Below are 25607 nucleotides of genomic sequence, written 5' to 3' on the forward strand. Positions count from 1 at the left end.
CACTCCTTTTTCAATCATAGAGAGAGGATGTCCTCTCTCTACATGTCTTCAAGCAGCTCATAAATATGATCCAGTTCTTCGTCTGTCAATCGTTGATCATCAAAATCACTTAACGTTTTTTCTCCGTCATCTTCCTTCTCTATACAATGATCGACTATTTTTTCAAGTGTTTCCGTGTAAGCATTCAAAAGTTGTTCGATTTCATTTCTATCAAACTCACGCTCATGATATTCCAAATTGATTTCTAACACGCCATTTATGACTGCAAGATTCAAATCAAGCATGTGCGTTCTTTCATTTTCCAAGCTGTTTGAATTACCTAAGTGCAAAGATCGGTCCTCATTTTCATGCAACTCAAACTGACCCAAATAGTTAAAACTCACTGGAGGAGACGGTCTTTCTTCAATAGTTTGCAGTTCCTTACAATAAAGCAATCCATATCCCATTCCCTTTTGAGGAATACGGCGAAGCAGGTCTTTAACCGATTTTATTGCGGCTCCTAGTTTTTCTTCTCTTCCCGCCTCTAGTACAACTGGAAATACAGACGTAAACCACCCAATCGTTCTTGAAACGTCGACATCTTCCGAAAACGTCTCTCTTCCATGACCTTCTAAATCAAGTGGTAGTTCTTCTATTCCAAATTGTTCATTCATAGCCAACGCAAAAGCCGCCAACAGAATTTCATTTATTTCTGTGTTATATGCACGATGTGCCTGTTTTAAAAGCAAATCCGTTTTTTCTTTGTTAAGTTGCCGAACAAGCTGTTTGCTGTACCATCTCTTTTGATTGATTGATTGACGTACGGCTAAAGAAGAAGGTACTACCAGCCTGTTTTCAACATCTTCCCAATAAGCTTTTTCATTTACTACTTCCTCTTTGGCGTAATTCCACAATTCTGTTGTCCATTCTTTATAAGAAGTCGTCTTCTCAGGTAATTGTATTTTTTCTCCAGAAACAGCTTGTTCGTAAGCTGTTTCTAGATCCTCAAGCAGAATCCCCCAAGAAACACCGTCTATGATGAGATGGTGTACAACTATAACAAGGTGGTCCCCTTTATTGGTTTGAAAGATACTTGCTTTGATAAGAGGTCCATTTTCTATATTGAGCTCACCTTGAATACTATCAATATGGTTTTCTGCAAGCTCTCGCCAGTTATTTTTATTTCTAAGGTTCATCACTTCCAATGTATAAAAATCAGCTGTATACGCTTTTCGGTTGATTTGAACCATCTGTTGCCGATTCTTTACAAAAACAGCTCTTAGTAAATCATGGTGCTCCATGAGTTTGTCCAACGCCAATTCAACCGCTTCAGGATCAAATCCTTCTGCTTTGTAGAGTGTCTCAGCCTGGTTATAGTGGTGCGGATTAACAAATTTTTTTGAAAAAAACCAATTTTGTATAGGAGAAAGTAAAACTTCCCCAGATATCTGCTGTTGATCAATTTGTTTCTTTAAAGGCTCGATATAGTTAGCCACTTCTTGAATTGTTGCATGTGTAAATAAATACTTTGTTTCAAGTTTCAATCGATACTTTCTTAATTGAGAAGAAATTTGAATGGCTTTGATCGAATCTCCTCCATAGTCAAAAAAGCTTCCTTTTATGCTAACACGTTCTATACCAAGCACCTCCTGCCAAATGTCAGTGAGCAACTTTTCAATCTCTGTACAAGGCGGCACATATGCTTCTTCTGTTTCTGTTTCTTTTTCAGGTATTGGAAGCAACTGTTCATTCACTTTTCCATTTGGTGTTAAAGGCAACTCATCTATTGTCATGAAATGCATAGGAATCATATATTCTGGTAGAGTTTGCGCCAGCTTTCGTCTTATTTTCTCCGGCTCACTCTCTTTCTTCCACACGATATACGCACATAGATTTACTTGTCCTTCCTCATCATGATGAGCTAGCACATAGCCATTCTCGATCTCATCCAACTCCACCAGCTTCGCTGTAATTTCACCCGGTTCTATCCTCATACCTCGAATTTTGACCTGTTTGTCCAGTCTGCCAAGATATTCGATTGTCTGATCCCTATGCCATTTGACAAGGTCACCTGTTTTATAGAGGCGCCCGTTCTGTTCGAACGGATCGGGTACAAAAGCGTTATCTGTCTGATCTGGACGGTTTAAATAGCCCCTTGCAATACCTGCACCTCCAATATACAGTTCACCAGGAATGCCTGATGGTACAGGATTTCCTTCTTTATCAAGCACATAGACTTTTGTATTGTCAATGGGCGCTCCCAATTTAATTACCCCTCTATCCGGTGGACAGGACCATACGAGTGTATCGACCGTCGCTTCTGTTGGACCATAATGATTATATAGACGGTACCCTTGCGATATAATTTGGTTAGCCAATTGAGGATCCAACTTTTCTCCACCACAGATGACCACTTCTAAATTCTTAGCTTTTTTCGTTTGTCCAGCTAATAGTGCACGTAAGGTTGCCGGAACAAATTGAGCAATGCGGACTTTGTGCTCATTCAAGAAGTCAATTAGCGTTTCCTTTTGGAACACCACTTGTTTTTCCGCAATAACGACAACAGCTCCCGACATGAGCGGAATCAACGTTTCCTCCACACTAACATCAAAGGCAGAATTGGTCATATGGAGAATAGCATCTCCGGGAGCCACATGATACGTCCTTTCAAACCATTGCCATAAATTCAGTACACTGTGCTGTTCAATCAATACGCCTTTCGGCTCCCCAGTTGATCCAGAAGTATAAATCATATAAGCTAGATGATGTCCTTCTGCCACTGAAGGTGGATTCGTTGTACACTCTCCTTCCATCCCCTCATCCAAATAAATCACTTTGCCTGAGTATGATTCTGTTCTCTCTTTCAGCACCGACTGTGTAAGCAAAAGAGGGACAGCGCTGTCTTTCAGCATGTACTCAATACGGCTATCTGGATATTGAGGGTCAATCGGTACATAGGCTCCTCCCGCCTTTAAAATTCCCAGCATCCCGATGAGTAGATCAAATGATGGGCGAACCATAATGCCTACCAACATATCCGTTCCAACACCTTGTTGAATGAGGGCATGTGCTAGCTGATTGGCACGGCTATTCAATTCTCCGTAGGAGAGGGAACTTCCTCTAAAGACAGCCGCTGTTTCCTCCGGACGCATCTCAGCCTGCTTTTCAAATTGAGCCGAGATAGATTGGTAGGAAGGCATCGGTACAAAAGTATCATTCATACCGTCCAATAGCCCTTTTTCCTCCTGGGAAATCAACCCGATTTCACTGATTATTTGATGTGGATCGGCCACCATCTTCTCGATAAGATGTTCAAAATGTTTTGCCATCTGTTCGATAGTTTCTTTTCTGAATAAACTTGTACTATATTCAAACCGGCACCCAAGGCAATCATTAAGAACTGCAGCCTCTAATGTTATATCAACTTTAGAAGTGTTATAGTCTGTATCGACAATAGACATTTTGACACCTTCAGACAGCTCATAACTCTCTTTGACATCTTGTAGAGCAAATACAGTCTGATAAATAGGATTTCTACTTGGATCACGATTGAGTTTCAGTTGCTTAGCTAGTTCATCAATAGGGTATTGCTGATGATTCAGCATACCAAGCATATCGCATTTGACTTCTTGGCAAAATTGAGCGAAACTAACTGTTCCGCCAACTACCTTCCTAATAGGAAGAGTGTTGACAAATAATCCAGTAATCCTTTCTATATTTGAATGAATGCGTCCTGATATAGGCGTACCAACAATCAAGTCATCTTGACCCGTGTATTTTGATAACAAAACAAAATATACTGATAAGAGACTCATATAAAGCGTAAGGCCGTGCTTCATAGAATAATCTTTTAGTTTGTTTAGTAGATTTATATTCAATTCAAATTCAAATGTTTTTCCATCAAAAGATTGCACATCTGGTCTTGGGAAATCAACAGGTAAATTGAGCTGTTCCGTATGGTCAGCAAGAATGTCCCTCCAAAAATCTCGGTGTGCAGAAAACCGCTCTGCTTCTAATTGGCGCTTCTCCCATACAGCGTAATCTTTGTACCCAAGATCCAATTGCGGCAAAGTTTTCCCCTGATATATCAATGCCAATTCTTCCATAAATAATTGGAGAGACATACCATCGAAAATAATGTGATGAAAGTCTAATAATAAAACATGTTTTTGAAGAGATTGTATTCTAATCAACCGTGCCTGCATCAAGGGAGGCTTGTCCAATGAAAACGACTGCGGCGAAGCGCGAATAATCTCCTCTATTTCAGATTCATTGTATACATCATAATCTACATGCACGGAAACGTTTGTATGAACTTTCTGCTTAATGACGCCATCTTCTTTTATAAAAGAGGTTCTAAGCGATTCATGTCGATTGACTAACTTTTGCATTGCATCTATAAACGCACCCGCGTCAAGTGGACCATCTATTTTGAACACACAAGGTATGTTAAATAGATTAGCATCTGTAATTAATGATCTTGTGTATACCCCTTCTTGCGCAGCTGTCACAGGATAAGAATCACTCTTCTTAGCAGGTAACAGCTGTTCAAAATTGCCTATCTTCATTTTTTCTTCAATGACATCTGCCATTGCAAACAAAAGTGTATTAGAAAAAATATCCCCCAGTGTCAGTCGAATCCCGAACTCTTTCTCAATCTCATTCAAAAGTTTTAATGCTTGCAATGAATGAAAACCTAGCTGGATAAAATCAGAAGTTGCATGTAAATCGTCTACCTTTAGCGCTTCCTTCCAAATTTCGGCTAATTTCGCCTCAACTGCTTTATGAAACAAACCTGTTTCTTCCTTTTCCTTGAAAAAGACTTCAGGCTCTGGCAGCTCTCTCCGATTGACTTTGTGGTTTTCAGTTAAAGGCAATCGGTCTAATTGAATAAAATATGTCGGGACCATATAGTCCGGCAGCTCTCTAAATAAAAAGGCTTTTATTTGATTTGTGATATCTACTTCATCTGATTCAAAGTAAGCAGCCAATACGGTTTGATGGGAGTTAGGTTTAACAGTCTTTACAACCGCTCTCCTCACCAAAGAGTGCTGAATCATTTTTGCCTCAATCTCTCCAATTTCAATTCGATGCCCTCTAATTTTGACTTGAAAGTCATTGCGCCCAAGAAACTGAATATTTCCATCAGGCAGCATTTTTGCTTGATCCCCTGTCTTATACAGTCTTTCAGAGGGATCATAAGGATTTAAGATAAATTTTTCCTCTGTCAGCTCTGCATTGTTCAAATAGCCTCTGGCGATGCCTTTTCCACCAATGTATAACTCCCCTATATAATGAGGTGGAAGAAGCTCCATGTTTTCACTAAATATGTACATTGACATATTTGATAACGGTTTACCGATTGGCGTAATGCCCTCATAATCTGCAAATGCCTGCTCAGAACAATAAATGCTCGATTCAATTGTCGCTTCAGTGACACCATACGTGTTAAAAATTCGTATACTCTCACCATAACGTTCTAAGAGACGTTCATAGTCTTCTTTCAAACAAGAATCAGCACCCAGCACAACCAATTCAAGAGAAGTATGCTTAATCCCTTTTTCATACATATCATCTAGAAGAGGAACAATTAAAGCTGGTGTTGATTCCAGCATTGTAATCTGATGGGTCTTAATCAGCTTTTGAATACGTACTAAATCACGCTTTGCTTCTGACGAACAAATGACAAGGGTTCCTTGATTCAATAAAGCTCTTGCCATATCCCCAGCAAACACATCAAACGAAAAGCTGGCCATCTGTAAGATACAAGGCTTCATTTCTTGAAAACCGTATGCTTCGTTATAGGCCCTCCACATATTTAGATAATTCCGATGTTCAATCATAACACCCTTTGGCGTGCCAGTTGTTCCAGACGTATAGATGATATAGCATAAATCTTCAGGCTTCGTCAGGCTTTCAATAGACGCTATCGGCTGCTGCTGAATTGCTTCATCTTGAAAGTAGATGCATTCAATAGAAGCATCTTGTTCTACTCTATTTACTTGATCCGTCAGCAAAATCATAGAACTACTGTCTTTTAAAATAAATTGGATTCTTTGCTCTGGAAATTCGGCATCAATTGGGACATAAGCTCCACCTGCTTTCATCACCGCTATCGATCCAACGATCATATCTTCTGTACGATTAGTAAGAATAGCAACTGTTTTTTCTCGTGTTATGCCCTTTTGCCGAAGGAGTCGTGCAAGCTGATTTGACCGCTCATCCAGTTCCTTATATGTCAGTGTGCGTTCCTCGCAAACAACTGCTATCTTTTCAGGTGTTTTTTTTGCAATTCTTTGAAAAATTTGTTGGAAGTATTCCTCCGGTTCATGACAGACTATTTCCATTTTCTCCCTAAAATATAAGGATTGATCAGTAACTGTTAATAAATCTAAATCTCCAATTTGCTGCTGTGGAGCCGATAATGCTTTAGAAAGCAAAAGCATTATTCTATTAAACATGTCACGGATCTCTGTCTCTTCAAATAAATCAACTCTATAGTCGATTTCAAATGCAATGTCTTCCTCATTTTTTACAATATGAAAGGCAAGATCGTTGATTTCATAACCGTTATATAAAAAATCAACATTATATCTAATTCCATCTGTCTTAGGGAAATCAACCTCCAAATATTGCAAGGAAGTTGTATACAAATAATCATGCGTGCTGTGCTTTTTTCGCCAATCATTTAAAATACGATTATATGGATATTTTTGATGCCTCATTGTTCTAATCTGCTGCTGATTTAAATTTCTTGCGAATGAAGAAAAAGTGAGAGTTGGATCAACCTCTACGCGAAAAGGAACAGTGCTAACAAGCATGCCAAACAGTTCCTTTTCACGAAGCGTTGTCCGGTTGGAAAACATTGTACCGATTACAACATCCTTTTTCTGACTCTTTTTGGATATATACAAGAAAACGCCTGACAAGAACAAATTAAATAAACTAATATGATTCTTAGTCGAATATTCTTTCAACTTATCCGCAAGAGATTTCGGAACTGCTTTAGATAGCCGTATCGCTTTCGCACTGCTGCAATAATCGTTGCTAGGCTTAAGAGATGTTAATTCTGGCCTACTTTGGAAAATCTGTTCCCAATAAAGACGATCCTTTTCAAAACGCGAGCTTTTCTCGTATGTCTGCTCCGCTTCAATTTGCTCGATAAACGATGGACTTTTCACCATATCGATGACCGCACCACTAGCTAAATCAGTGTAAATGGAAATAATGGTCTCTATGCAACTCATGACAGACACAGCATCCGAAATAATATGGTGAATATTTATATAAAGAAAGCACTGATGCCTGCTTTCTTTAAACACTTTAAAATCAAAAAGATCCTCGTCCTCTAGTGGTAAAGGTTGCTGAAAGTGGGCAAGAGCAGCCTCTTTTACACTTTCAGTGCCTGCATCTTTTAACTCGATAATTTCTATTTCCTTTTCTATATATTCAGCTACATACTGAACTGGTTCGCCTTCTTTTCTAGAAATCATACGTAAACGGATATTGTCTGTTCGTTTTATATACTCATTTATAGCAATAGAAATTAGATTATAACGAAGGGGCTGCTCTGTAGCCAATTGTATAAGAGCCCCGTTGTTTGAAATACTTGTATTAGGATACATTTTTTCAACATACCAAATGCCCAGCTGTCCATTACTTAATGGAAAATAACGACTCATCTACATGTACCTCCTCATATATCCTTATTTTCTACAAACTGACCTTGCTCCATTTTGATAAGATGATCAGCCTTATGGAAGTATTGATCGTCATGTGTAATCGCAATGACACACTTCCCTTCATCTCTTAACATAGGAAGCAAATTGTAGTAGAAGAATTTGCGATATTCTGGATCTTGATCTGCCGCCCATTCATCAAATAAACAAATAGGTCGATCCTCTAAATATGAAACTAGCAAAGCCAAACGCTTCTTTTGACCTGTCGACAGTTTAGTCGTGCTGAATTCACCATCTTTGATTGTGACCTTATCCTGAATTCTAAGAAGCTCAAGTAAACTTTGAATTTCCTGCTCTCTTCCATCAATATCTATACCGTAGAGACGGTCAAAAAGATAAAAGTCGCTAAAAATTGCAGAATAGTATTCTTGGATTTGTTCTGGTGTTTTAGAAACGCCGTTAATGAGAGTTTCTCCTCGATCAGCCGGATAAAGGCCGGTAACGAGCTTAGCAAAGGTTGATTTCCCACTTCCATTTCCTCCGGTAATAAAGGTAATTTCTCCAGCTTTAAATTCATAATCAATTGGTCCAACTGAAAAATCTTCACCGTTTGTACCTTTATATTGGAACTGGACTCCCTTTAAAGTAAGAATCACTTTCTTTTCAGGCGACGCTTCTACAGAAACTAGGTCTTCTTTTTCTAATTCAGCCACCTCTTCCATTAAACTATTAATACGTTTCCAGCTTACTTGAATCTGCATAATTTGCGGAAAAGAATGCAGTAGATAGGTGACAGGGCCAATCATATAAAGGAAAATAAACACATAATTGTACAGCAATTCACCTTGCATTTTGAAAATCAGTGGAAAGAGAAACGCCACAAATCCAACAACCGACAATAGAATCATGTCTTCCATAATAAAGGCATTAGCGAACTTCAGATCAACCTTTGTTCCCTTTTTACGATAGTCGCTGCATGCTTCTTCAAAATTTTGTTGGAATGCCAGTTTTCTTGCTCTATTTAGCTTCAACTCTTTGAATCCTGCCAACATGTCATTAATAAAACCAAAAAACTTATTTTGAATGTCCCTTGTCTCTTCATACAGTCTAGTTGCTTCCCCTGCAACAAATAGATTGATTAGAATAGTGACTACAACAACGCCCAAAGATAAAACAAGGCCCCAAAAGCTCAACATACCCAAATAAATTAGACAGAAAAACAAAGTAATTAAATTGGTCGCACCAGTAACAGCTAAATGCATGCCTTCACTAATTTTTTCTGTATCATTATTTAAACAAGCACTGATTTTTCCTTTCTCAAAACGCTCCATTCGTTCAAATGGAATTTGCAACGTTTTATCAATCAGCTTGACCCTTTTTTCATAAACCACTCGATTGGTAATTACAGCAATCCTTGTACGAATGTATCGTTCTGCAATAATATGAACAACCAACCCAATTAAAAAGGCATAGAATAAACCATTCGTAAAGTTGTCTTTCGTATTTAACGATTGATTAATGATGTATATGACAAACGTATTGCTCAGCCCACTTACAGCCCCGCTGATAATCATTAGCAGAAATTGTTCCTGCCCTTCTTTTTTATAAAATAAAGTAAACGCATAGTAGAGAATATACAGACCTATCAATAAAATCGTTAGCCAATATACAATCGACATTTGTATACTAACTGCTTGTAAATCAACAAACTCAGATTTTAGCCACTTATAAGATTCATGAAGAACGTAAATTAAGGCTCCATATATAACAACTGCCACACCCAAAAGCAATCTATTCTTTGCCGATACAACAAGTGAACGTTCTTTTCTCAGAGCCTGTACAATGACTCTGTATAAAATAAATAAATTAATGCAAATAAACACACCTATGACAAACGAAGCTCCTGTCAAGGCACGTCCAATATCTGCTAGTGATTGCTCACTGCTAAAATTCAACGTTATTCCCCCTTCAAAAACTCTAACTCTTTGTTTTTTATTTCCTCTTTATTTCTCTCTACATATACAATGGAGGTTCCTTTTATTAATGCAAACACGGGTTGCTTTCTCACTACTCCCACCATTCAAAATGAAAAGATCACCTGCTTAGATAATTTGACAAATTGTATATATTGTAGCAAGCAAAAAACCAGTGCATTCTGCTCGTTTTTGCAATTTTCATTTCGAAAATGGCGCTTAACTATACAAAATCCTCTACAACGAGTAAACTCCAAGATTATTTTTCTCTATCTATAGTAATTAAATAAACAATTTTTCATAGTTCACTTGATATTCCCTTTCCATTCAGTCGTAGGGTGTTGAATCAAATAGGACGCATAATTCCCACAAAACCCAAAGTTATTGACAAGCACGCTAGATATGTTCGCAAATGCCTTTTCTTTCATAATATTTGCGGTAATTTTCGGATCAAGCTGATCTAAACCTGTTGTCGGTGGAATACATTGCAGCTTCAAGGCTAGTAAAGCAGCTGCTGTACCCAAAAAACCTGAACAACGCAACAAATGCCCACATGCTCCTTTATGAGAACTAACCGGTATACTGCTTCCAGCTTCAATGGTTTCCACCAATGCTTCTGATTCGATCACATCTCCTTGCGGCGTTCCAGTTGCATGAGCATGTATATAATCTGGCTTATTGACCCCTGCCAGTTGGAGCGCTGTTTGAATAGATTTGACTACCTTTCCCTTATCTAGCTCAATCATATTTTGCTTTTCTCCACCTAATACACAACTGGCACCGTCAAGCCATGCCAACGGCTTATGTTTACGTTCTTTCAAACTATCCGCCGACTCTAATATAATGACTCCTGCCCCCTCACCGATCGTAATGCCATTTCTCTTGAGATCAAAGGGCTTCGCTTCAGTTTTTGTAATGGCTCTGACAATATCAAGTGAAGCAAAGTCATACTTATTAAATACTTCTGCACGTGCGATAAAGACCATATCCAACTGGCCATGTCGAATCATGCTGTAGCCAATTGAAAGTGCTGTACCAATTGACGCACAAGCTGACGTCGGTCTAATGATGTTTCTTGTCTGAAATAAGAAAGTTGGGAGATCATGTTCAGGATCCATGATCCATTCATTCGCTTCATTTTCCATTGTGTCATTGCCCGGCCCTGTTACAACCGGAAGAATCCATCCGGTCCTGTGATGTTCTATCTTTTTTTCACTTAAACCAGCGATTTCTACAGCCTCTTTCATGGCAAATGATAAAAATTGTTTAGCGATACTTTCCTTAGAATGAAGAACATTCCCCTTTATCTGGCCAGCTATTTGACTCCTAAAACCACTTGCATCAAAACGGGTAATAGGCGACATAGCACATTCCCCTGAATATAACCCTTCTTCAAATGAATTCATTCCAAGCCCAAAAGGGGAAACAAGCCCCATTCCACTAATGCCAATCCTATTCATATTTACAGCTCCTTCCACTGCCTTTATGTTAAACGACTTACACCTTGTCCTTTATTACCCTCGACGCAATGGTGAATCCATTCACTAAAACTTAAGTGTTCATCATGTTCGTTTTCCCATTCCCAGTTCCGTATTTCAAACAGAGGTTGATAGTTTTGAAGACGACATGCATTTGTTAAAGCGGCAATTGTAATCCGACCGGTAAAATTTTCATAGTCAGTTTCAGGCGCTCGATAAATTTCTGCCACTAACATTAGACCGGCCAGTCGGTCTATTAAAGCGTTATGTGCTAATCCAATTCCATACATTTTGCCACAGTAATCTGCAAACGTTGTAGATGGTCCATTGAGACCAAGTTGTATGGCTGCTTGAGCAGTTGGAAGACTATTTTCAAAAGATATTGTCATGTGAGGCCTAACAGCCTTTTTCCCTTTTTCCAAAGCTTCTACGTATCGTTCAATATCAGGCCAAATCGCATTTGAAACATTGACAAACAGGCCAATATCATCATTAGAATGGACAAATCCTTGATGTGATAATTCAGTAATAATCTTATACAGTCCTTCACATAACGGTTCTACAGTCTCATCGTTAAATTTACTTTTTTGATATGGAAAGGGTTCTCTTTCAATTGGTATCTCATTTTTTGTGATCCATTGATAGCTCGGAACCCCGTTTATAACGTTTACTTCAATGCCAATAAGAACAACTGAAGGTTCATTTTTCACTCAATCACACCCTTTGCTTGTTTTGTAAAACACACATCCCTTAAAGCATTCCGGTCAATTTTTCCATTTGCCAGCATCGGAAATTCATCCAGTTGTTTGTAATAAAAAGGAACTTGTTCTTTTTCTAAATGCTTTTGTGCATAGCACTTTACATTTTTTGAGTTGATTTCACTTTTGTTTTTGCTAATGTAGATGGCAGCAAGACGCATACCGTTGTTTTCATGATGAACACCAATAACGACAACGTCTTGAATTTCTTGAAAGTGGCGCAGCTTATTCTCAATATATTCAGGACTAATATTTTTTTCTTTAATCACAATGATATTTTTCGTCCGGCCTATAATTTTTAAATAACCTTCCTCATTGATCTCTGCTAAATCTCCAGTATTAAGCCACCCTTCAGAATCGAGTGGATTTTCCTGTGAATTTGGACCAAAATAGCCCATCATATTGCTAGGGCTCCTAACAAGTAGCTCTCCCTTTTCGTTCAGTTTTAATTCCGTCCCTTTCAGTGGCCTTCCCACCGTTCCTATGCAAAAATCATTGCATGCATTCAACGCCACATTGGGTCCAGCTTCTGAAAGCCCATATCCGTCGAGGATAGGACGTTTTATTAGTTCAAACCATTTTTCCGCGACAGTTTCAGGCAAGATTTCTCCTCCACATCCCCAGCTGCGCATGTTGGACACTGCCTTTCGTTCATCCACTTCCTTACTGAAATGCTCAAGCATGATTTTGTAAAATGAAGGTGTTCCCTCAAATAAAGTAGCTCCGCTTTCTTTCATTAATTGCAAAACATACCGAGGCCGCAAATGTTCTGGAATAACCAGGTTCATTTTGCATGTTTCAATGATATTAATCAGAGTCAAGCCATAAGCTCCCCACAAAGGAACAGCCGCAAACATAATATCTCTTTCGGTAAAGCCCATTCTTGTGATTGTTTGTTCACTTTGATATTTGATTCCCTTTTTAGACCAGATGACAAATTTAGGCATACCAGTAACCGATCCTGTCGTTCTGATAATAGCCCCAACTCCTTCTGGAAGAAGTGCCTTTTCAATATCATCATAGCGTTCAACACAAAAACCATAATCCGCCTCGTAGCAGAAAAGCGGCACTTGGATCCGCGCAAGCTCTTTTTGAGGATTTTTCATTGCACCTGTCACGACTGGAATAATTCCCAGTTCACTACACCCTTTATAGGCTGCGTAAAATAGCAGCGGATCTCTTATTGAAAGAGCGACAGCCTCTTTCGACTGTATATGGTTAGCCTTCATTAAGAGAATAAATTTATTTGTTAAATATTGAATTTTATCTGTTTGATCTTGATGGCCGACACTCACTTTGTTTTTTAATCCTATCATGCCCTACACCCCATACTCTTGTTGTACTGTATATGGAATATCCGTTTTCCAGTCTATGCATATTTCAATTAAGGACAGTTTCCCCCGTTTACATTGTTCTTTTGCTTCACAAATAGCATTTTTGAATTCTTCTTCATTAGTTGGAGAGTAAAAAGCTCCTTGAAGAGATTGAATCGCATGAGCCCATTGATGCTCTCTAAAATCACATCCAATGGAAACATTCTTTTTTTGTTGATTAAATCGCGGCCACGAATAGCCCCCATTATTAATAACGATATAAATCATACCCAATCCCAGTTCGTATGCAGTATCTAATGCCCCTTTTCCCATTTCAAATGAGCCATCTCCAATAAACGTAACAATGGTTGATTCAGGCTGAGCTAATTTAGCTCCGATGCTTGCCCCCATTGGCACACCAAGGGCAGTTTGTTCGCCAGGTACAAGGGTTCTTCCCAATTGATTAATAAAAATAGGATAGGAATACCCCCATATATCATGAAGCCCGTTATCCTGAACCAAAATGTTATTTCCTTCCATGTGTTGTGACAATATATGATAAGCAGCTCTGACAGGGTGTTTTGAAAAATCAGATTTAGTCCACTCGCTAGTGAGCTGATATTTGACCCGTCTCTGTCTCTCTAGCCATGGGTGTCGCTTCGCTCCTTCATTCTCCTCATGTTCCAGCAGCTGCTGCACAGTTAAGGAAACATCACCTAAGATGCTCACATCTTCATCAACGGACTTTCTTAAACTTTCGTAATCACAATCGATATGTATAAACAAATTTTCATCTGCAATATCTTTCCACCCCATTAAAGCTGTTTCTTCAAGTTGCGTGCCAAAAGCCAGAAAGACATCCCCTTCCCTCAGCAGTTCCTTTGCTTCTGGCAAAGCATAAAGACCTATATTGCCAAATACATGTGGATGCTGCTCATTCACAACCCCCCTACCAGAAGCAGTGGTAAACACGGCGGCCTGAAATTTTTCAGCCAAGGTCAAAAGAGATTGACCTAGCAAGGAATTATTTTGACAACCGCCTCCTGCGATAAACACCGGTCGTTTTGACCTCCCTAAAATCTCTGCTGTCAAGCTTATCTGCCTTGGATTTGGGCACATAACAATTGGCTCTTTTGAAATCAATGAAGAGGGCTGCTCATACCGCTCTTGCTCCAGGTCATTTGGTATTTCTAAATAAACAGGTCCAGGCCTTCCATTTATAGCCATATGTACCGCTCTTTTTAGCGCCCACTCTGCTTGATCTTCATGTTCAACCCTATACTGCCATTTTGTGATAGCTTTCATCAATTCGATACTGTTGAGTTCTTGAAAAGCTCCTGTTCCAATGGATGTTCTCGATGTCCCTGCAGAAATGATAATCAGAGGAACACACGCAGAAAAAGACTCCAACACTGCCGTTAATCCATTCACAAGTCCTGGACCGGGGCTTGTCGCGTAAACGACTGGTTCACCTGAGGCTTGAGAATATCCCATAGCCATACTTGCTGCAATTCTTTGATCTTTTGATGTATAAACATCCATATTGGCTAAGTGTGCAGATTCTAGAAGACCTTCGCCTTCTCCCACCATAGCAAAGACCTTTCTAATATTTGAATTTTTTAATAAATATGCATAAAAATCCCATATAGAAGTGAACAAAAACAACTCCCCCTAATTTTTAATTAACCTGCATTATATATTGATTAAATACTCGGTTGACTTCTTTAGAAATTAAAATTGGCCTGCTTTCCATGCAGTCTTTGTATTTCACATAACTTGCCTTTGGACCATAACCACCAAAAGGCTGATGGCCACATTCCATATCAAATAGTGTTTGGTTAACGGCAACTGTATAATGTTTTTTTAATGGTTCAGTTAAGTCTGTATTCCCAAAAATAGACACACCAAACGACGATTCCAAACGTTTTGCATCCATAAGCCAATTGAGTACCTCAGACGCATCATGATAGGAAACAACATTAAAAATCGGGGTAAAGTGCTCCTCATATCGCGGCATATCATCCATATCGGAAACCAAAACAGTAGGTTCAATCCAATTCTTATCTATATCCACTTGGCCTCCATAAACAATTTTCTCCTGATAATCACTAAGAAATATTTCAGCCTGCAGCACTAGCTCTTTATAATTACTGTTTTTGACCTTGTCACTCATTCGCCCAGAGATTTTTATCTCATTTAACTGCTGCAGCAAGCATTTGACAAACCTTTTTTTTTGACTCCTGTGGATAAAAAATAAATCCGGACACATGCAATCCTGACCAGAATTGAACACTCGAGCCTCTACAGCTTTTCCTGCAGTATATTCGATATCAGCTTCAGCACCTATGAAAAAAGGATTTAAGCCGGAACCAAAAAATAGAAAGAGAGCACTAGGATAGTCCTTTTGAACAGATATGCTATTATGATAATTACCTGTAAATACCACCACTTCTGCATCAGATGTTTTCTTTTTAAATTCTGCATATCCAATAGGTTCAATTTTTATATTCAAATTAGAGTGCTTATTAAAAAAATTATGAATTTTTAACGTAGTAGAATGAGATAATGTAGACGGTCTTAAGAAAATATTTTTACAGTAATAGCTTGGAATAATTGCATATAAAATATAAGAATATAGAATTGAGTTAGTTGGATAGAAGATTGCTACTTTTTCAACTATATCTCTTTTCATATATTTCAGTTCCTTTGTTGCTTGCTCCAGAACATTAATGCTAGAACTAATTTCATACTCAGCACTTTCAACCGTGCTGACTTCCATAAGAATTGATCTAAGTTCATTTTTATACTTTTTCATGTTACGTATAATAAAGCTCAGCTCTTCAAAAAACACATGATCCATAAGTATTTATACCTGCCCCTCGTTAGATTTTATAAGAATATACAGACATTAAATATTAATAAATTCATGCTTTTAGACTTAATACTAGACTAAAAGGCAGCCCTATATTGTTTTACTAAAAAATATAACAATGATGTGGTGTTTATATGGAAAAAGCAAATGGAAAATGTCATAATGCAACATAAAAAAGAAACGTTAAAGTATATTCTAGAGAACAATAAACCCGTGGCACAAGTAATTCTAGAAACTAGATTAAATGTAAATACCTATAATTGAATTAAAAAGAATAGCGAAAAACTAAAAGTAAATTTCTACCTCAGGTGCTGAACTAAGAGCATTACAAAAGTAATTAAGTAATCTCGAAGAGGAAAATAGAATTCTAAAAAAGACGATGCACTAATTCTCGAATAGTACTCGATTAGGTTAAAATTTATTCACCATCATCTCTCCCAATATTGAGTGAAGAATGTCTACGAAGTCTGAGAATTTCTAAATGGCTATACCAACCAAAAACTTATGCGAAAAACATTTCAAGCCCCCAAGAATTCAACCAAATATATAGAAGTATAAAAATTGAAAAAATAACAAGTTGGTATGGTATTCGGTATGCTTCCAATGAGTATTAAAACCATTAAAACAATATAATTTGATAGGCAACTTGAACCGTAAAAGAAACTATTACAATTAATGCTTGTATCAAATACCTTAACCGCATTCTTAATAATGAACTTGTTTATCTAACGAAGTATAAAACAATAAGTAAAGTAAGAAAATCACTTTTTGAGCATATTGTATTCTTCTATAATTCAAAGAGAATCAACTCAGCATTTGGTAATCAAACACCAAGTGAATAAAAAAATGTATAGTCAGATATTCATGATATAGAATTTCCCTTCATAAAAAAGTTTAAAAATGACATTTCTTTAAACTTTTTTATAAATGCCGTTAAGCGAAAAAACGGTAGAATATCTGTGTTATCTTATTTTTGCTATAACTAACTATAGAACCATCTTCCTCTAATTCAATAGATCCTCCTTTTCGAAAACCAACTTACATCCTATTAATCCACACTAGCGTTTAATAATTCAATTTCTACAGTTTTCTCTATCTATTTTCTACTTATTTAATTTTTGGTACTAATTCTATTTGCTTTGAGAAACTATTAAATTATAGATTTTCATTATAAGAATTAAAATTTTGAATTTCATCAATTCTGATAATTCATCTTTCAATAGCAGAAAATCCTGCCCAGAATATATACCTTGACTCAATGCATTTTTATATTAAGTATTATTCAATGTATCGTTTGATTATACAGATACACCATTCGTGACACCAACGATAGTTTCTAACACAGTTCCCAAATAATTTACTTCATTTTTCAATTTAGAGTTACTACATCACTATTTTTCCATATTATTACTTCAGCTCCATTAAATTAGCATATATAGTTAATTTTGTAAACGGATTAGTTGGAAGTGAAGATTGAGAAAATTTTTTTAAAACTAGATTTATGACACTATACAATTTTTTTATAATGTAATTTAAATAATATTAGCAATCGTGTATCCCATTTATAATAGAAAACTACAAGACTATTAAATTATTTAAAACTTATTATCAAATCTTTTGCAATATACTCTAAAATACTGGATATATGAGTAATTCTGCCACTGTCACCTCTGTACAACGCTGTACATTAAACCAACTTATAATTTTATCTTTAACCGTAGCTGTCCTTTTTCCATTAGCTAGAATGCCCCTCTGTAGATATTTAATGATGCTAGATTACATCGTGTATTTTCCTTAATAAGATGCTGCTTTGTAATTTCTTGAAAACATGATTTGTCTATTACTTTCATGATACACATCACCAGTAAATGCAATATTCTCAAGTAAACCTCCACCTGTTAATAACCTAAAAGAATTAGATATCTAACAAATTAAACATAAAAAGATCATTATAATTCCTTCATCGCAATCTCCTTTAATTTTTCAACAATACACTCTAATTGATCTAAATCTTTTGATGTAAGTTTGCTGTAAATTTTATCTGAGATTTGCTGTTTTACATAATCTTGCTTCGAAAAATACTCCATCCCCTTCTCATCTAACGTTATAAATATTTCACGTCGATTTTGTAGATTAATTTCTCGTTTGATATATTGATTCTTTTCTAGTTTTGCAATCAGTTGGCTAACTGCGCTAGAGCTTATATTCATTTCCATCGCAATTTCGCCGACCGTACTGCGTTTTGCCATGTACACAATATCTAATACAACCGCCTGTTGTGTTGTAATACCAATATTTAAATATTGTTTATAATGTTTAAAAATCAGACGATCTATTGTATATGTAGCTTCATTAATACGCTTAACTTGTTCATATAAAGACAAAAAATCACCCGCTAATACGTTAGATAACTAATATATTAGGTAGCTAATATGTTAGATATCTAATATGTTAGCAGGTGACTTATAAACCGTCAATCTTTATTATTGCCCTTAAAAGAGTTTTATAATTTTTGTACCATATTCACTTATAATAATGGATTTTGGTGCAAATTCATGAAAAAGATTACAAATGCTAGTAGATTCTTAAAGGTATCGAAATCTATACTGTAAGTTCAAATTTTTAATGAATGAACACCTTCCGCTTTTGAACAGTCTAATCCTGCAAATCCATCTGTTCTTTTTTGATCATATGGATGACTTTGAAAATTCTGTTGAAAAGTTGTCTAACTGAGGCACCACTCTAGAAAAAGGAATAAGGAGAATTATACATGTGATATTTTAGCGTACTCCCCGCAAGAATTCTCCTTCCTCAAACGTGTGAAGGGCGTAACCCAACGATAGGTGGGAGACGAATTTGGGTTTAGCAAAGCCAAAAACTTTTAATAAACGAGATATATGAAGTTCTTTGATAACTTGATATAGGAAATTGTAGGAAGAAAATAGCGTGCGAAAACCAATCCATTCGGTTCCTTTGTAAAATATCAACCTTACCACAAGATCGTCCATGCGTTGGACATCTAGGTGTAACAACCCAAAGTAACGCTCAGGGAATCGAAAGGTTACTTTCTTCGCGGAACTGAGAAGTTCCCACTTCAAGCTTTGCTAAGTGGCGAGTCGTTCACAACAGAACCTTCCTGACCATATCAATTGACTTTTTGATATGGTATTTCAACACCTTCATCGATAAATAAATGCTTCGCATCATCTACATAACTCATCGTATTACGTATCCAATAATATGACTCATCTATTTTAAAAAGTGGCACAGACAACTGATGTTCAAATGAAATTATAAATTGTATATCCTTTTTAATTGTAAATCTTGTGCCAAGCCCATCTGCTAATTCATAACAACCCGTAATATCATCTTTAATTGTGAGCGGTAAAGTCATCACATATTTTGGTGCTTCTACAGCATATTGTATTCCCATTAAGTAATGCATAATTTCTTGTTCATATTGAGGAAACACTTCTTGATTCGTCGCTAACACAATCACTTCCCCTGTAGGTATATTCATAAAGGCTTGTGCTGAGCAACCAAGCCATCCACCTGTATGGCCTACCCACTCATTTTGAATGATAAAACCATAACTATAATTATTATTGACTTCTGTCGGTGTTAACATAAATTGAACAATCTCTTTGCTAATGTACTGACCTTGCCAAAATGCTTTTAAAAACTTCGCTACCTCTGCGACTGTTGCATAAATACCACCGTCACCATATTGATTATTATATTTTTCGATTTCGTGTAAATATGGGTCATCAAGCACCTTTTTATATTGTTGCTCCTCATAATTAAACGTTTGACCTTGCGCTACAAATTGCTTTATGGGTTGCGTGGTCATATGAGTAAGATTTAATGGTTCTGCAATATATTGTTGCAAATACGTTTCATACGATAAACCACTCACTTTTTCAATTATTTTGGCAAGTAAAACATAATTCGTATTACTATAAGACCAATGCTCATTTGATGTATATTGTGGTAGCACTCCTTCGATAAATGTTTCAACACTTATTGTTAAATCTTCCGTGATATACTCTGGAATACCGGATGTGTGTGTAAGTAATTCTGCAACTGTTACTTCTGTAAAATATGGTACGTTAAACCAACATGTAATTTTATCTTCTAACTGTAGCTGTCCTTTTTCGATTAGCTGAAACGTCATTACCGCTGTAATCATTTTACTTAATGATGCTAGATTAAATTGTGTATTTTTGTTAATAAGGTGCTTCTTTTCGAGTTCTTGATAACCATGAAAATACTGCTTGATTTGATCGTTTTTTTCATAATAAACCGCACCGTTAAAAGCGATATTTTCAAGTAAATCCCTCATATTTTAGCCCCCTAAACAAATTAGATATCTAACATATTGAGCGTGAAGGGATTTTTATAATTCCTTCATCACAATCCCCCTTAATTTATCAACAATTCTTTCAAATTCATCTAGCTCTTCTGATGAAAGTTTGCTGTAAATTTTATCTGCGATTTGCTGTTCTACATAATCTTGCTTCGAAAAATATTCCAATCCTTTTTCATCTAACGTTATATATATTTCACGTCGATTTTGAAGATTAATTTCTCGTTTAATATATTGATTCTTTTCCAATTTCGCTATTAATTGGCTAACTGCGCTAGAGCTTATATTCATTTCAATTGCAATTTCGCCGACCGTAATACGTTTCGCTAAATATACAATATCTAATACAACTGCTTGTTGTGTTGTAATGCCACTATTTAAATATTGCTTGTAATGTTTATATATCAAGCGGTTTATTGTATATTCAGCTTCATTAATTCGTTTAACTTGTTCATATAAAGACAAAAAATCACCCGCTAACATGTTAGATACCTAATATATTATCAAGTGATTTGTTAAACGTCAATCATATGTCAACCTTTTTACGTTTCTTTGTATGCGTGATCCCATAGGGATAGGAAATGATTGAAAACAAAATGCGAACAACCAATTGTTTTATTGATAAAAAACGTTTTTGCTTGATTTGAATAGATACGAAACTTATAGGCTTGATTACACATCATTTCATTCACCTCCATTTCGGAATATGACAATTACACAAAAATGCATATTCTGTATATAGTAAAGTAACACTTTATATGTGTCGAACAATTAAGATGCCTTCCTGCCTTGTACTTTTCATGAAACATGTTCAATTCATCGGGAATATCGAGTATATTTTTGTAAATAATACTGTTGTTAAACGTTAAATCGAGGAGGAGTTGTATGCAAGGTCATAAAAAAGCTATAAAAAGCACTGGTTCTGTTATGAAACCAGATTTTGCTGAAACTGATGCACAAAAAGTGAAACAAGAAATTCAGAATGATGTAAGAGCGGGACAAGGAGCAATGACTTCCCGAGAAGCAGGGGCAATGCGAGATTAAGAAAACACTCCTTACTGATTAAATTTCTAGAAATTTAATCAGTAAGGAGTTATTCCAGAACTATTTTAGCTTGTTACATTTATCATTTAAAAATATAATGCACTTCTTTTGTAGATCATAGTTAAACTTGGTTTTCTATTCATACTTATCTCCATAACTTGAAATAGTCCTTTAGGACAGCCATTGGTATTGGTGGATATTCACAAAAATCGCTAGTGTATATGAATTAAATTAAAATGACAATAAAGTTATTTAATTTTAAATCCTAAAATACATATAATCCCATTCTTATTTTAAGAAGGGGTTAAAATAGAGTCGTTTAATTATTAATATAATATACTTCACTGCAAAGATAATCGCTACACTTCATAGCACTACATACCATTCTTCGGTGAACTGTGTATGTCGACGGCGAAGGTCACGCTTTTCGGGCCGAACTCAGAACCTCTAAATAGTGCTGATTGTACATAATACCTAAGATGTTACCAAAGGGATCGATTACGGAAGCAGTAATGAAACCCTCACCTCGCCCTGTTGGTGCCTCGTACTCTTTTGCTCCCATAGACAACAGCTTTTTGAATGTGGCTGTTACATCATCGACATGCCAATACACTACAGCACCTGCTGGACTGGTCGCTGAACCATTAGGTGCGTAGCGGCTATCAATCAGGCCCAGTTCGTGCTGGTAGTCACCAAGGCGAAACTCGGCATATCCAGGACGTTCGAAGTATGGTTCTAAGCCCAATAGTTCGCCATACCAATTCTTTGCCGCTGTTAGATCATTTGTCCAAAAACTGACTGTCGTTAGTCCTCGGAATGTCTGTGTGTTGCTCATAATCAATTTCCTCCTTAATGTTGAGTAGTACGTCCAGATGCTAACTTAATAACTGCTTCTGAATTAATTTCAATTTACTTACAAATAATCCTTTCTATCATTTAAGGAAATTTCCATTTGACTGAATAACATGACTGACATATTTCAACATCTTTATTTGTAATTAAAAAATTTTTTTACTCAACAATTAGTAAAACTGAAGGATATTCGACTCAGTCATTTTCAAATACGAAATACATAAAAAGACTGCAGGTGATATAACAAAATAATCCTGCTCAGCAAGGTCTCAATGTTGCTACAGAATTAGATTTAGTCGATGCTTTAAAATTATTCTTTTGAACTTTTCATGACGGTCCTAATAATGTACATAGTCTATTAGCTTTATCTCTACAATATATCTTTAGTCATTCTTTTTCATCACAAAATCTTTTGGGTTACCTTTTAACTGGTAATACTTCACGTTAAGACGAATAACTACTACGATGATTACCAAAAAACCTATTATATATAACATTGTTCCTTTCTCCGTTTCTTATTGTTTAGCGAATCTATTCTGTAAATACTTCACATGTTTCTTCTCAATATCCTTACCGGTATTATTAGCTCGTAAAATAGTTTGGTAGATATGCTCAACCTCGTTCTTTGTTAGTTTCAGATCAATATAAGATTCGATACATTTTTTCAGATCGTTATAATATAAGATATGTTTATCTTTAGAATGAACATTTACCCTTTTTAAACTGCATTTTGGATGAAATACAGCAATAGAGATACACGGCAGCTGTTTTTCCATCACCCATTCAATTGCCTTTATATGTTTATAGTTTTGTCGAAATGGGTTTTGAAAAGAGGATTTCTTTCTAAAAATACCCTGTGACCACCTTGCTGATTTCTCACTTCCATCAATCCAGCCCTCGTAATTCTTTGTCTCTATAACAAATACACCTGTTTCCGCGATAACAATATGGTCAACTTGCGTTGTATCACCATACTCGGTATAAACCGTCACATCATGTAACACATAATAACTTTTGGAATCTAATTTTCCCAATATACGTTTCACAAATTTTTCCCCAGCTTTCCTTTTCCATTTCGGTACATGTTTTTTTAAAACGATGTTCAAAGGAATCAGAATTACAATGAGAATCAGTTCGAATATCAATACTTTCATAATAAAACTCTCCTTTTCACATTCTTGTGTTACTACGCATCAAATGATATATATACGTTTCTAATCCTAAAATAAAATATGAGATACATAAGCCTTTTATCACCATCTCTACGAATCCTAACGCTAAAGAAACAAAGAGCCCACCCCGAAACTGAAAAGGTCTAGTTACCCTTCTATTTACTGGCTTTTCAATGACACCAAAGTTAGCCCAGGTGGGTAAACGTTTTTCTACATTCTTTATTGTGCCCATTAATCCGTATTTTAGGGACAGAATGAAACAACCGATTAATAAATATATAATGGAAGAAAAATAGATAGATAGCCCCATAATAATAATTGTGAGCAGCCAACCGATTAAAATGGAATTTCGTAAAACAATATACTCTCGATTTCTTTTCAAAACAAACAGTCCTTTCAAAATAGATCAGGTTATTTTCAATTGAGAAATTTTTACATTCAATTATAAGCATGATATGATACACCTCTATTAATTTTCGAACTAGCCTAAAGAGGATTGTAATTGATGTGTTAAAGCTTATAGTAGATAATACGGTAACAGAACAAGAAACAGATTCAGCTTTTTCAAACCTTTTCACCTGTAAAAGTACAACTGTATTTCTAAGTTGCATATTATCTCCTATATTGCCGGAGATACTTGAAGAATATGAAAAAAGAAACCAAATAGATAGATAAAAGGTACAGAATGTAAATTCAGTACCTTTTATCATCTTTATATATAGGTTTTACATATTAGCAAATAGCCATGGAGCGAGTACGGCTAACATACACAGCAAACAAGATCCCGTTATAACACGGTTGGACCAACGGTAATACTCTGGCTGTTTCGTACTCTCATGAATTTTTCTTAAACGAATACCTGCGATTAGCATAAACGGTGTGAAAATAAGTGCTGTTGCTTTAAACAGGTTTAAAAAATCCGTAAAGATGTTCATAAACGAAACTACATCCGAACTGAACAAGAAGTACACACTCAGTCTCATGGACATCATACTAATAAATGAGAAAATCATACTTCCAGTTGCCCACTTCATCCATTGGCCATTCTTTGTAATTAACGCCATAACCATGACAATAATGCCTAATACGAATGAAATAGAAAAGATATTTACTCCTACCTTAAAAGCAGGTGCATACAAACCTTCAATCTTTTGTATGATCGATGAGCCAAATGAATCATCTTTCTCTGTTTTTTTCGTTCGATTGTTTAATCCCTCTTTAAAAGATGACGAAACATCGTTCCCCTTTAATTTATTAAAATCTACTTTTACAGAGGCCTGAACTGCTTGTAAGGGGATAAAAAGTAAAGCCATTAAAACAAGCGTACATAAGATACCTATCATCCTTTTTTCTTGTTTCATCACACATCCCCCGCTAATTTCGGTTTAACGCTCTTTAATTTGATTTGATCTCCTTCTGCAACGTAATAGAGATCTGCAGCATAATAGATATTTGCTTTTGTATATGCCCCCATAATTGCATTCGCGATTTCTTCCTTCTCTACTGCCATATATGTTTCATTTTCATTGTAAAATCCAATTTCAATTCGATTAATATTATTATTTAATACCGCAATATGTAATTCTTTTAAGCTATCTAAACGATTTCCTAATCCACACACTAACTTAAATACTTTATTTGCAATTGTTGGTGGTTTGACATAAGTCGTATTGAAATGAATAGTTTCATCATCTATCACTCCATCCTCCTCAACTGCACATGTCATAATGAACGAATGATTTTGTTTTTCTATTTCTTGTTGACTCAACTTACGATCAATGACATATTTCAAGCTTATTGATAGATTTTCTATATATTCATCCAGTTCGGTATTCAAAATTTTAACCTCTGTGAATTCTGGAAAAATCATGTAAGCATGTGTATTTGAACTACTTTTACTTACACGTAATACCTGAACTTGTTTCTTTTCATAGCGCACCGTTTGTTTTAATTTTTCTACTACGTTGTTGCTTATATGATCGATTGCCATATATTATCACTCCTATTTACTTTAATAAAATTTTTTTCATACAATACTCATGATTTGATACTATCTATTTAAAGCATTGTAATATTACGAAGAGTTCTCAATTCTCCTATTCTAAGACTGTTAATCACCTC

Annotated in this window: 17 protein-coding genes and 1 pseudogene; 2 read left to right on the forward strand and 16 right to left on the reverse strand. The window is 36.1% G+C overall.

Annotated elements, in window-relative coordinates; genetic code table 11:
• Positions 1-38: 38 nt before the first annotated feature.
• The 7 genes from AC3WVA_RS26890 to AC3WVA_RS26920 form a co-directional block, all read right to left on the reverse strand.
• A complete protein-coding gene (locus AC3WVA_RS26890) occupies positions 39-7661 on the reverse strand; it encodes an amino acid adenylation domain-containing protein (protein WP_492322332.1) in 7623 nt (2540 codons plus the stop codon).
• A gap of 14 nt (positions 7662-7675) precedes the next feature.
• Positions 7676-9613 carry a cyclic peptide export ABC transporter gene (locus AC3WVA_RS26895; RefSeq protein ID WP_098880629.1) on the reverse strand — a complete coding sequence of 646 codons (1938 nt, stop codon included), beginning with the start codon at positions 9611-9613 and terminating at the stop codon, positions 7676-7678.
• Between the two features lie 323 nt (positions 9614-9936).
• Positions 9937-11091 (reverse strand): beta-ketoacyl-[acyl-carrier-protein] synthase family protein, encoded by a 1155-nt coding sequence (locus AC3WVA_RS26900; protein WP_098521013.1) that lies wholly within the window; start codon positions 11089-11091, stop codon positions 9937-9939.
• A gap of 23 nt (positions 11092-11114) precedes the next feature.
• Positions 11115-11819 (reverse strand): hypothetical protein, encoded by a 705-nt coding sequence (locus AC3WVA_RS26905; protein ID WP_492322333.1) that lies wholly within the window; start codon positions 11817-11819, stop codon positions 11115-11117.
• Positions 11816-13183: a class I adenylate-forming enzyme family protein gene (locus tag AC3WVA_RS26910; protein WP_098521014.1), complete on the reverse strand. Its 1368-nt coding sequence runs from the start codon at positions 13181-13183 to the stop codon at positions 11816-11818. Before AC3WVA_RS26910 ends, AC3WVA_RS26905 begins: the two co-directional genes overlap by 4 nt.
• Positions 13184-13186: 3 nt before the next feature.
• Positions 13187-14839, reverse strand: a complete 1653-nt coding sequence (locus AC3WVA_RS26915; protein WP_098521015.1) for a thiamine pyrophosphate-binding protein — start codon at positions 14837-14839, stop codon at positions 13187-13189.
• 19 nt (positions 14840-14858) lie between these two features.
• Positions 14859-16040: an aldehyde dehydrogenase family protein gene (locus AC3WVA_RS26920; RefSeq protein WP_098521016.1), complete on the reverse strand. Its 1182-nt coding sequence runs from the start codon at positions 16038-16040 to the stop codon at positions 14859-14861.
• A 713-nt stretch (positions 16041-16753) separates the two neighbouring features.
• On the opposite strand from AC3WVA_RS26920, the gene AC3WVA_RS26925 reads away from it, so the two are divergent.
• Positions 16754-16894: an IS3 family transposase gene (locus tag AC3WVA_RS26925; RefSeq protein WP_411470223.1), complete on the forward strand. Its 141-nt coding sequence runs from the start codon at positions 16754-16756 to the stop codon at positions 16892-16894.
• A gap of 1107 nt (positions 16895-18001) precedes the next feature.
• Here the strand turns inward: AC3WVA_RS26925 and AC3WVA_RS26930 are convergent.
• From AC3WVA_RS26930 to AC3WVA_RS26945, 4 genes and pseudogenes are all read right to left on the reverse strand, one after another.
• A complete protein-coding gene (locus tag AC3WVA_RS26930) occupies positions 18002-18436 on the reverse strand; it encodes a MarR family winged helix-turn-helix transcriptional regulator (RefSeq protein WP_098521017.1) in 435 nt (144 codons plus the stop codon).
• 761 nt (positions 18437-19197) lie between these two features.
• On the reverse strand, positions 19198-20394 hold the full coding sequence (locus AC3WVA_RS26935; RefSeq protein ID WP_098521018.1) for a serine hydrolase domain-containing protein: 1197 nt from the start codon (positions 20392-20394) through the stop codon (positions 19198-19200).
• 54 nt (positions 20395-20448) lie between these two features.
• The gene (locus tag AC3WVA_RS26940) at positions 20449-20883 is read right to left on the reverse strand and encodes a MarR family winged helix-turn-helix transcriptional regulator (protein ID WP_227601725.1); all 435 of its coding nucleotides are present in this window, start codon (positions 20881-20883) and stop codon (positions 20449-20451) included.
• Between the two features lie 80 nt (positions 20884-20963).
• Positions 20964-21098, reverse strand: a pseudogene (locus AC3WVA_RS26945) (helix-turn-helix domain-containing protein); the annotation flags it as partial.
• A 205-nt stretch (positions 21099-21303) separates the two neighbouring features.
• On the opposite strand from AC3WVA_RS26945, the gene AC3WVA_RS26950 reads away from it, so the two are divergent.
• Positions 21304-21462 carry a hypothetical protein gene (locus AC3WVA_RS26950; RefSeq protein WP_016090009.1) on the forward strand — a complete coding sequence of 53 codons (159 nt, stop codon included), beginning with the start codon at positions 21304-21306 and terminating at the stop codon, positions 21460-21462.
• Between the two features lie 418 nt (positions 21463-21880).
• On the opposite strand, the gene AC3WVA_RS26955 is transcribed toward AC3WVA_RS26950, so the two are convergent.
• The 5 genes from AC3WVA_RS26955 to AC3WVA_RS26975 form a co-directional block, all read right to left on the reverse strand.
• Positions 21881-22297 (reverse strand): VOC family protein, encoded by a 417-nt coding sequence (locus AC3WVA_RS26955; RefSeq protein WP_098521019.1) that lies wholly within the window; start codon positions 22295-22297, stop codon positions 21881-21883.
• 532 nt (positions 22298-22829) lie between these two features.
• Positions 22830-23468 (reverse strand): nuclease-related domain-containing protein, encoded by a 639-nt coding sequence (locus tag AC3WVA_RS26960; RefSeq protein ID WP_098521020.1) that lies wholly within the window; start codon positions 23466-23468, stop codon positions 22830-22832.
• A gap of 16 nt (positions 23469-23484) precedes the next feature.
• Positions 23485-23868, reverse strand: a complete 384-nt coding sequence (locus AC3WVA_RS26965; protein WP_098521021.1) for a hypothetical protein — start codon at positions 23866-23868, stop codon at positions 23485-23487.
• Between the two features lie 343 nt (positions 23869-24211).
• On the reverse strand, positions 24212-24847 hold the full coding sequence (locus tag AC3WVA_RS26970) for a hypothetical protein (RefSeq protein WP_141539602.1): 636 nt from the start codon (positions 24845-24847) through the stop codon (positions 24212-24214).
• Complete coding sequence (locus AC3WVA_RS26975; RefSeq protein ID WP_098880630.1) at positions 24847-25476, reverse strand: hypothetical protein; 630 nt, start codon at positions 25474-25476, stop codon at positions 24847-24849. The genes AC3WVA_RS26970 and AC3WVA_RS26975 overlap by 1 nt, the downstream gene beginning before the upstream one ends.
• Between the last annotated feature and the right edge of the window lie 131 nt (positions 25477-25607).

It is taken from the genome of Bacillus sp. EB106-04-02-XG92, assembly GCF_058791995.1.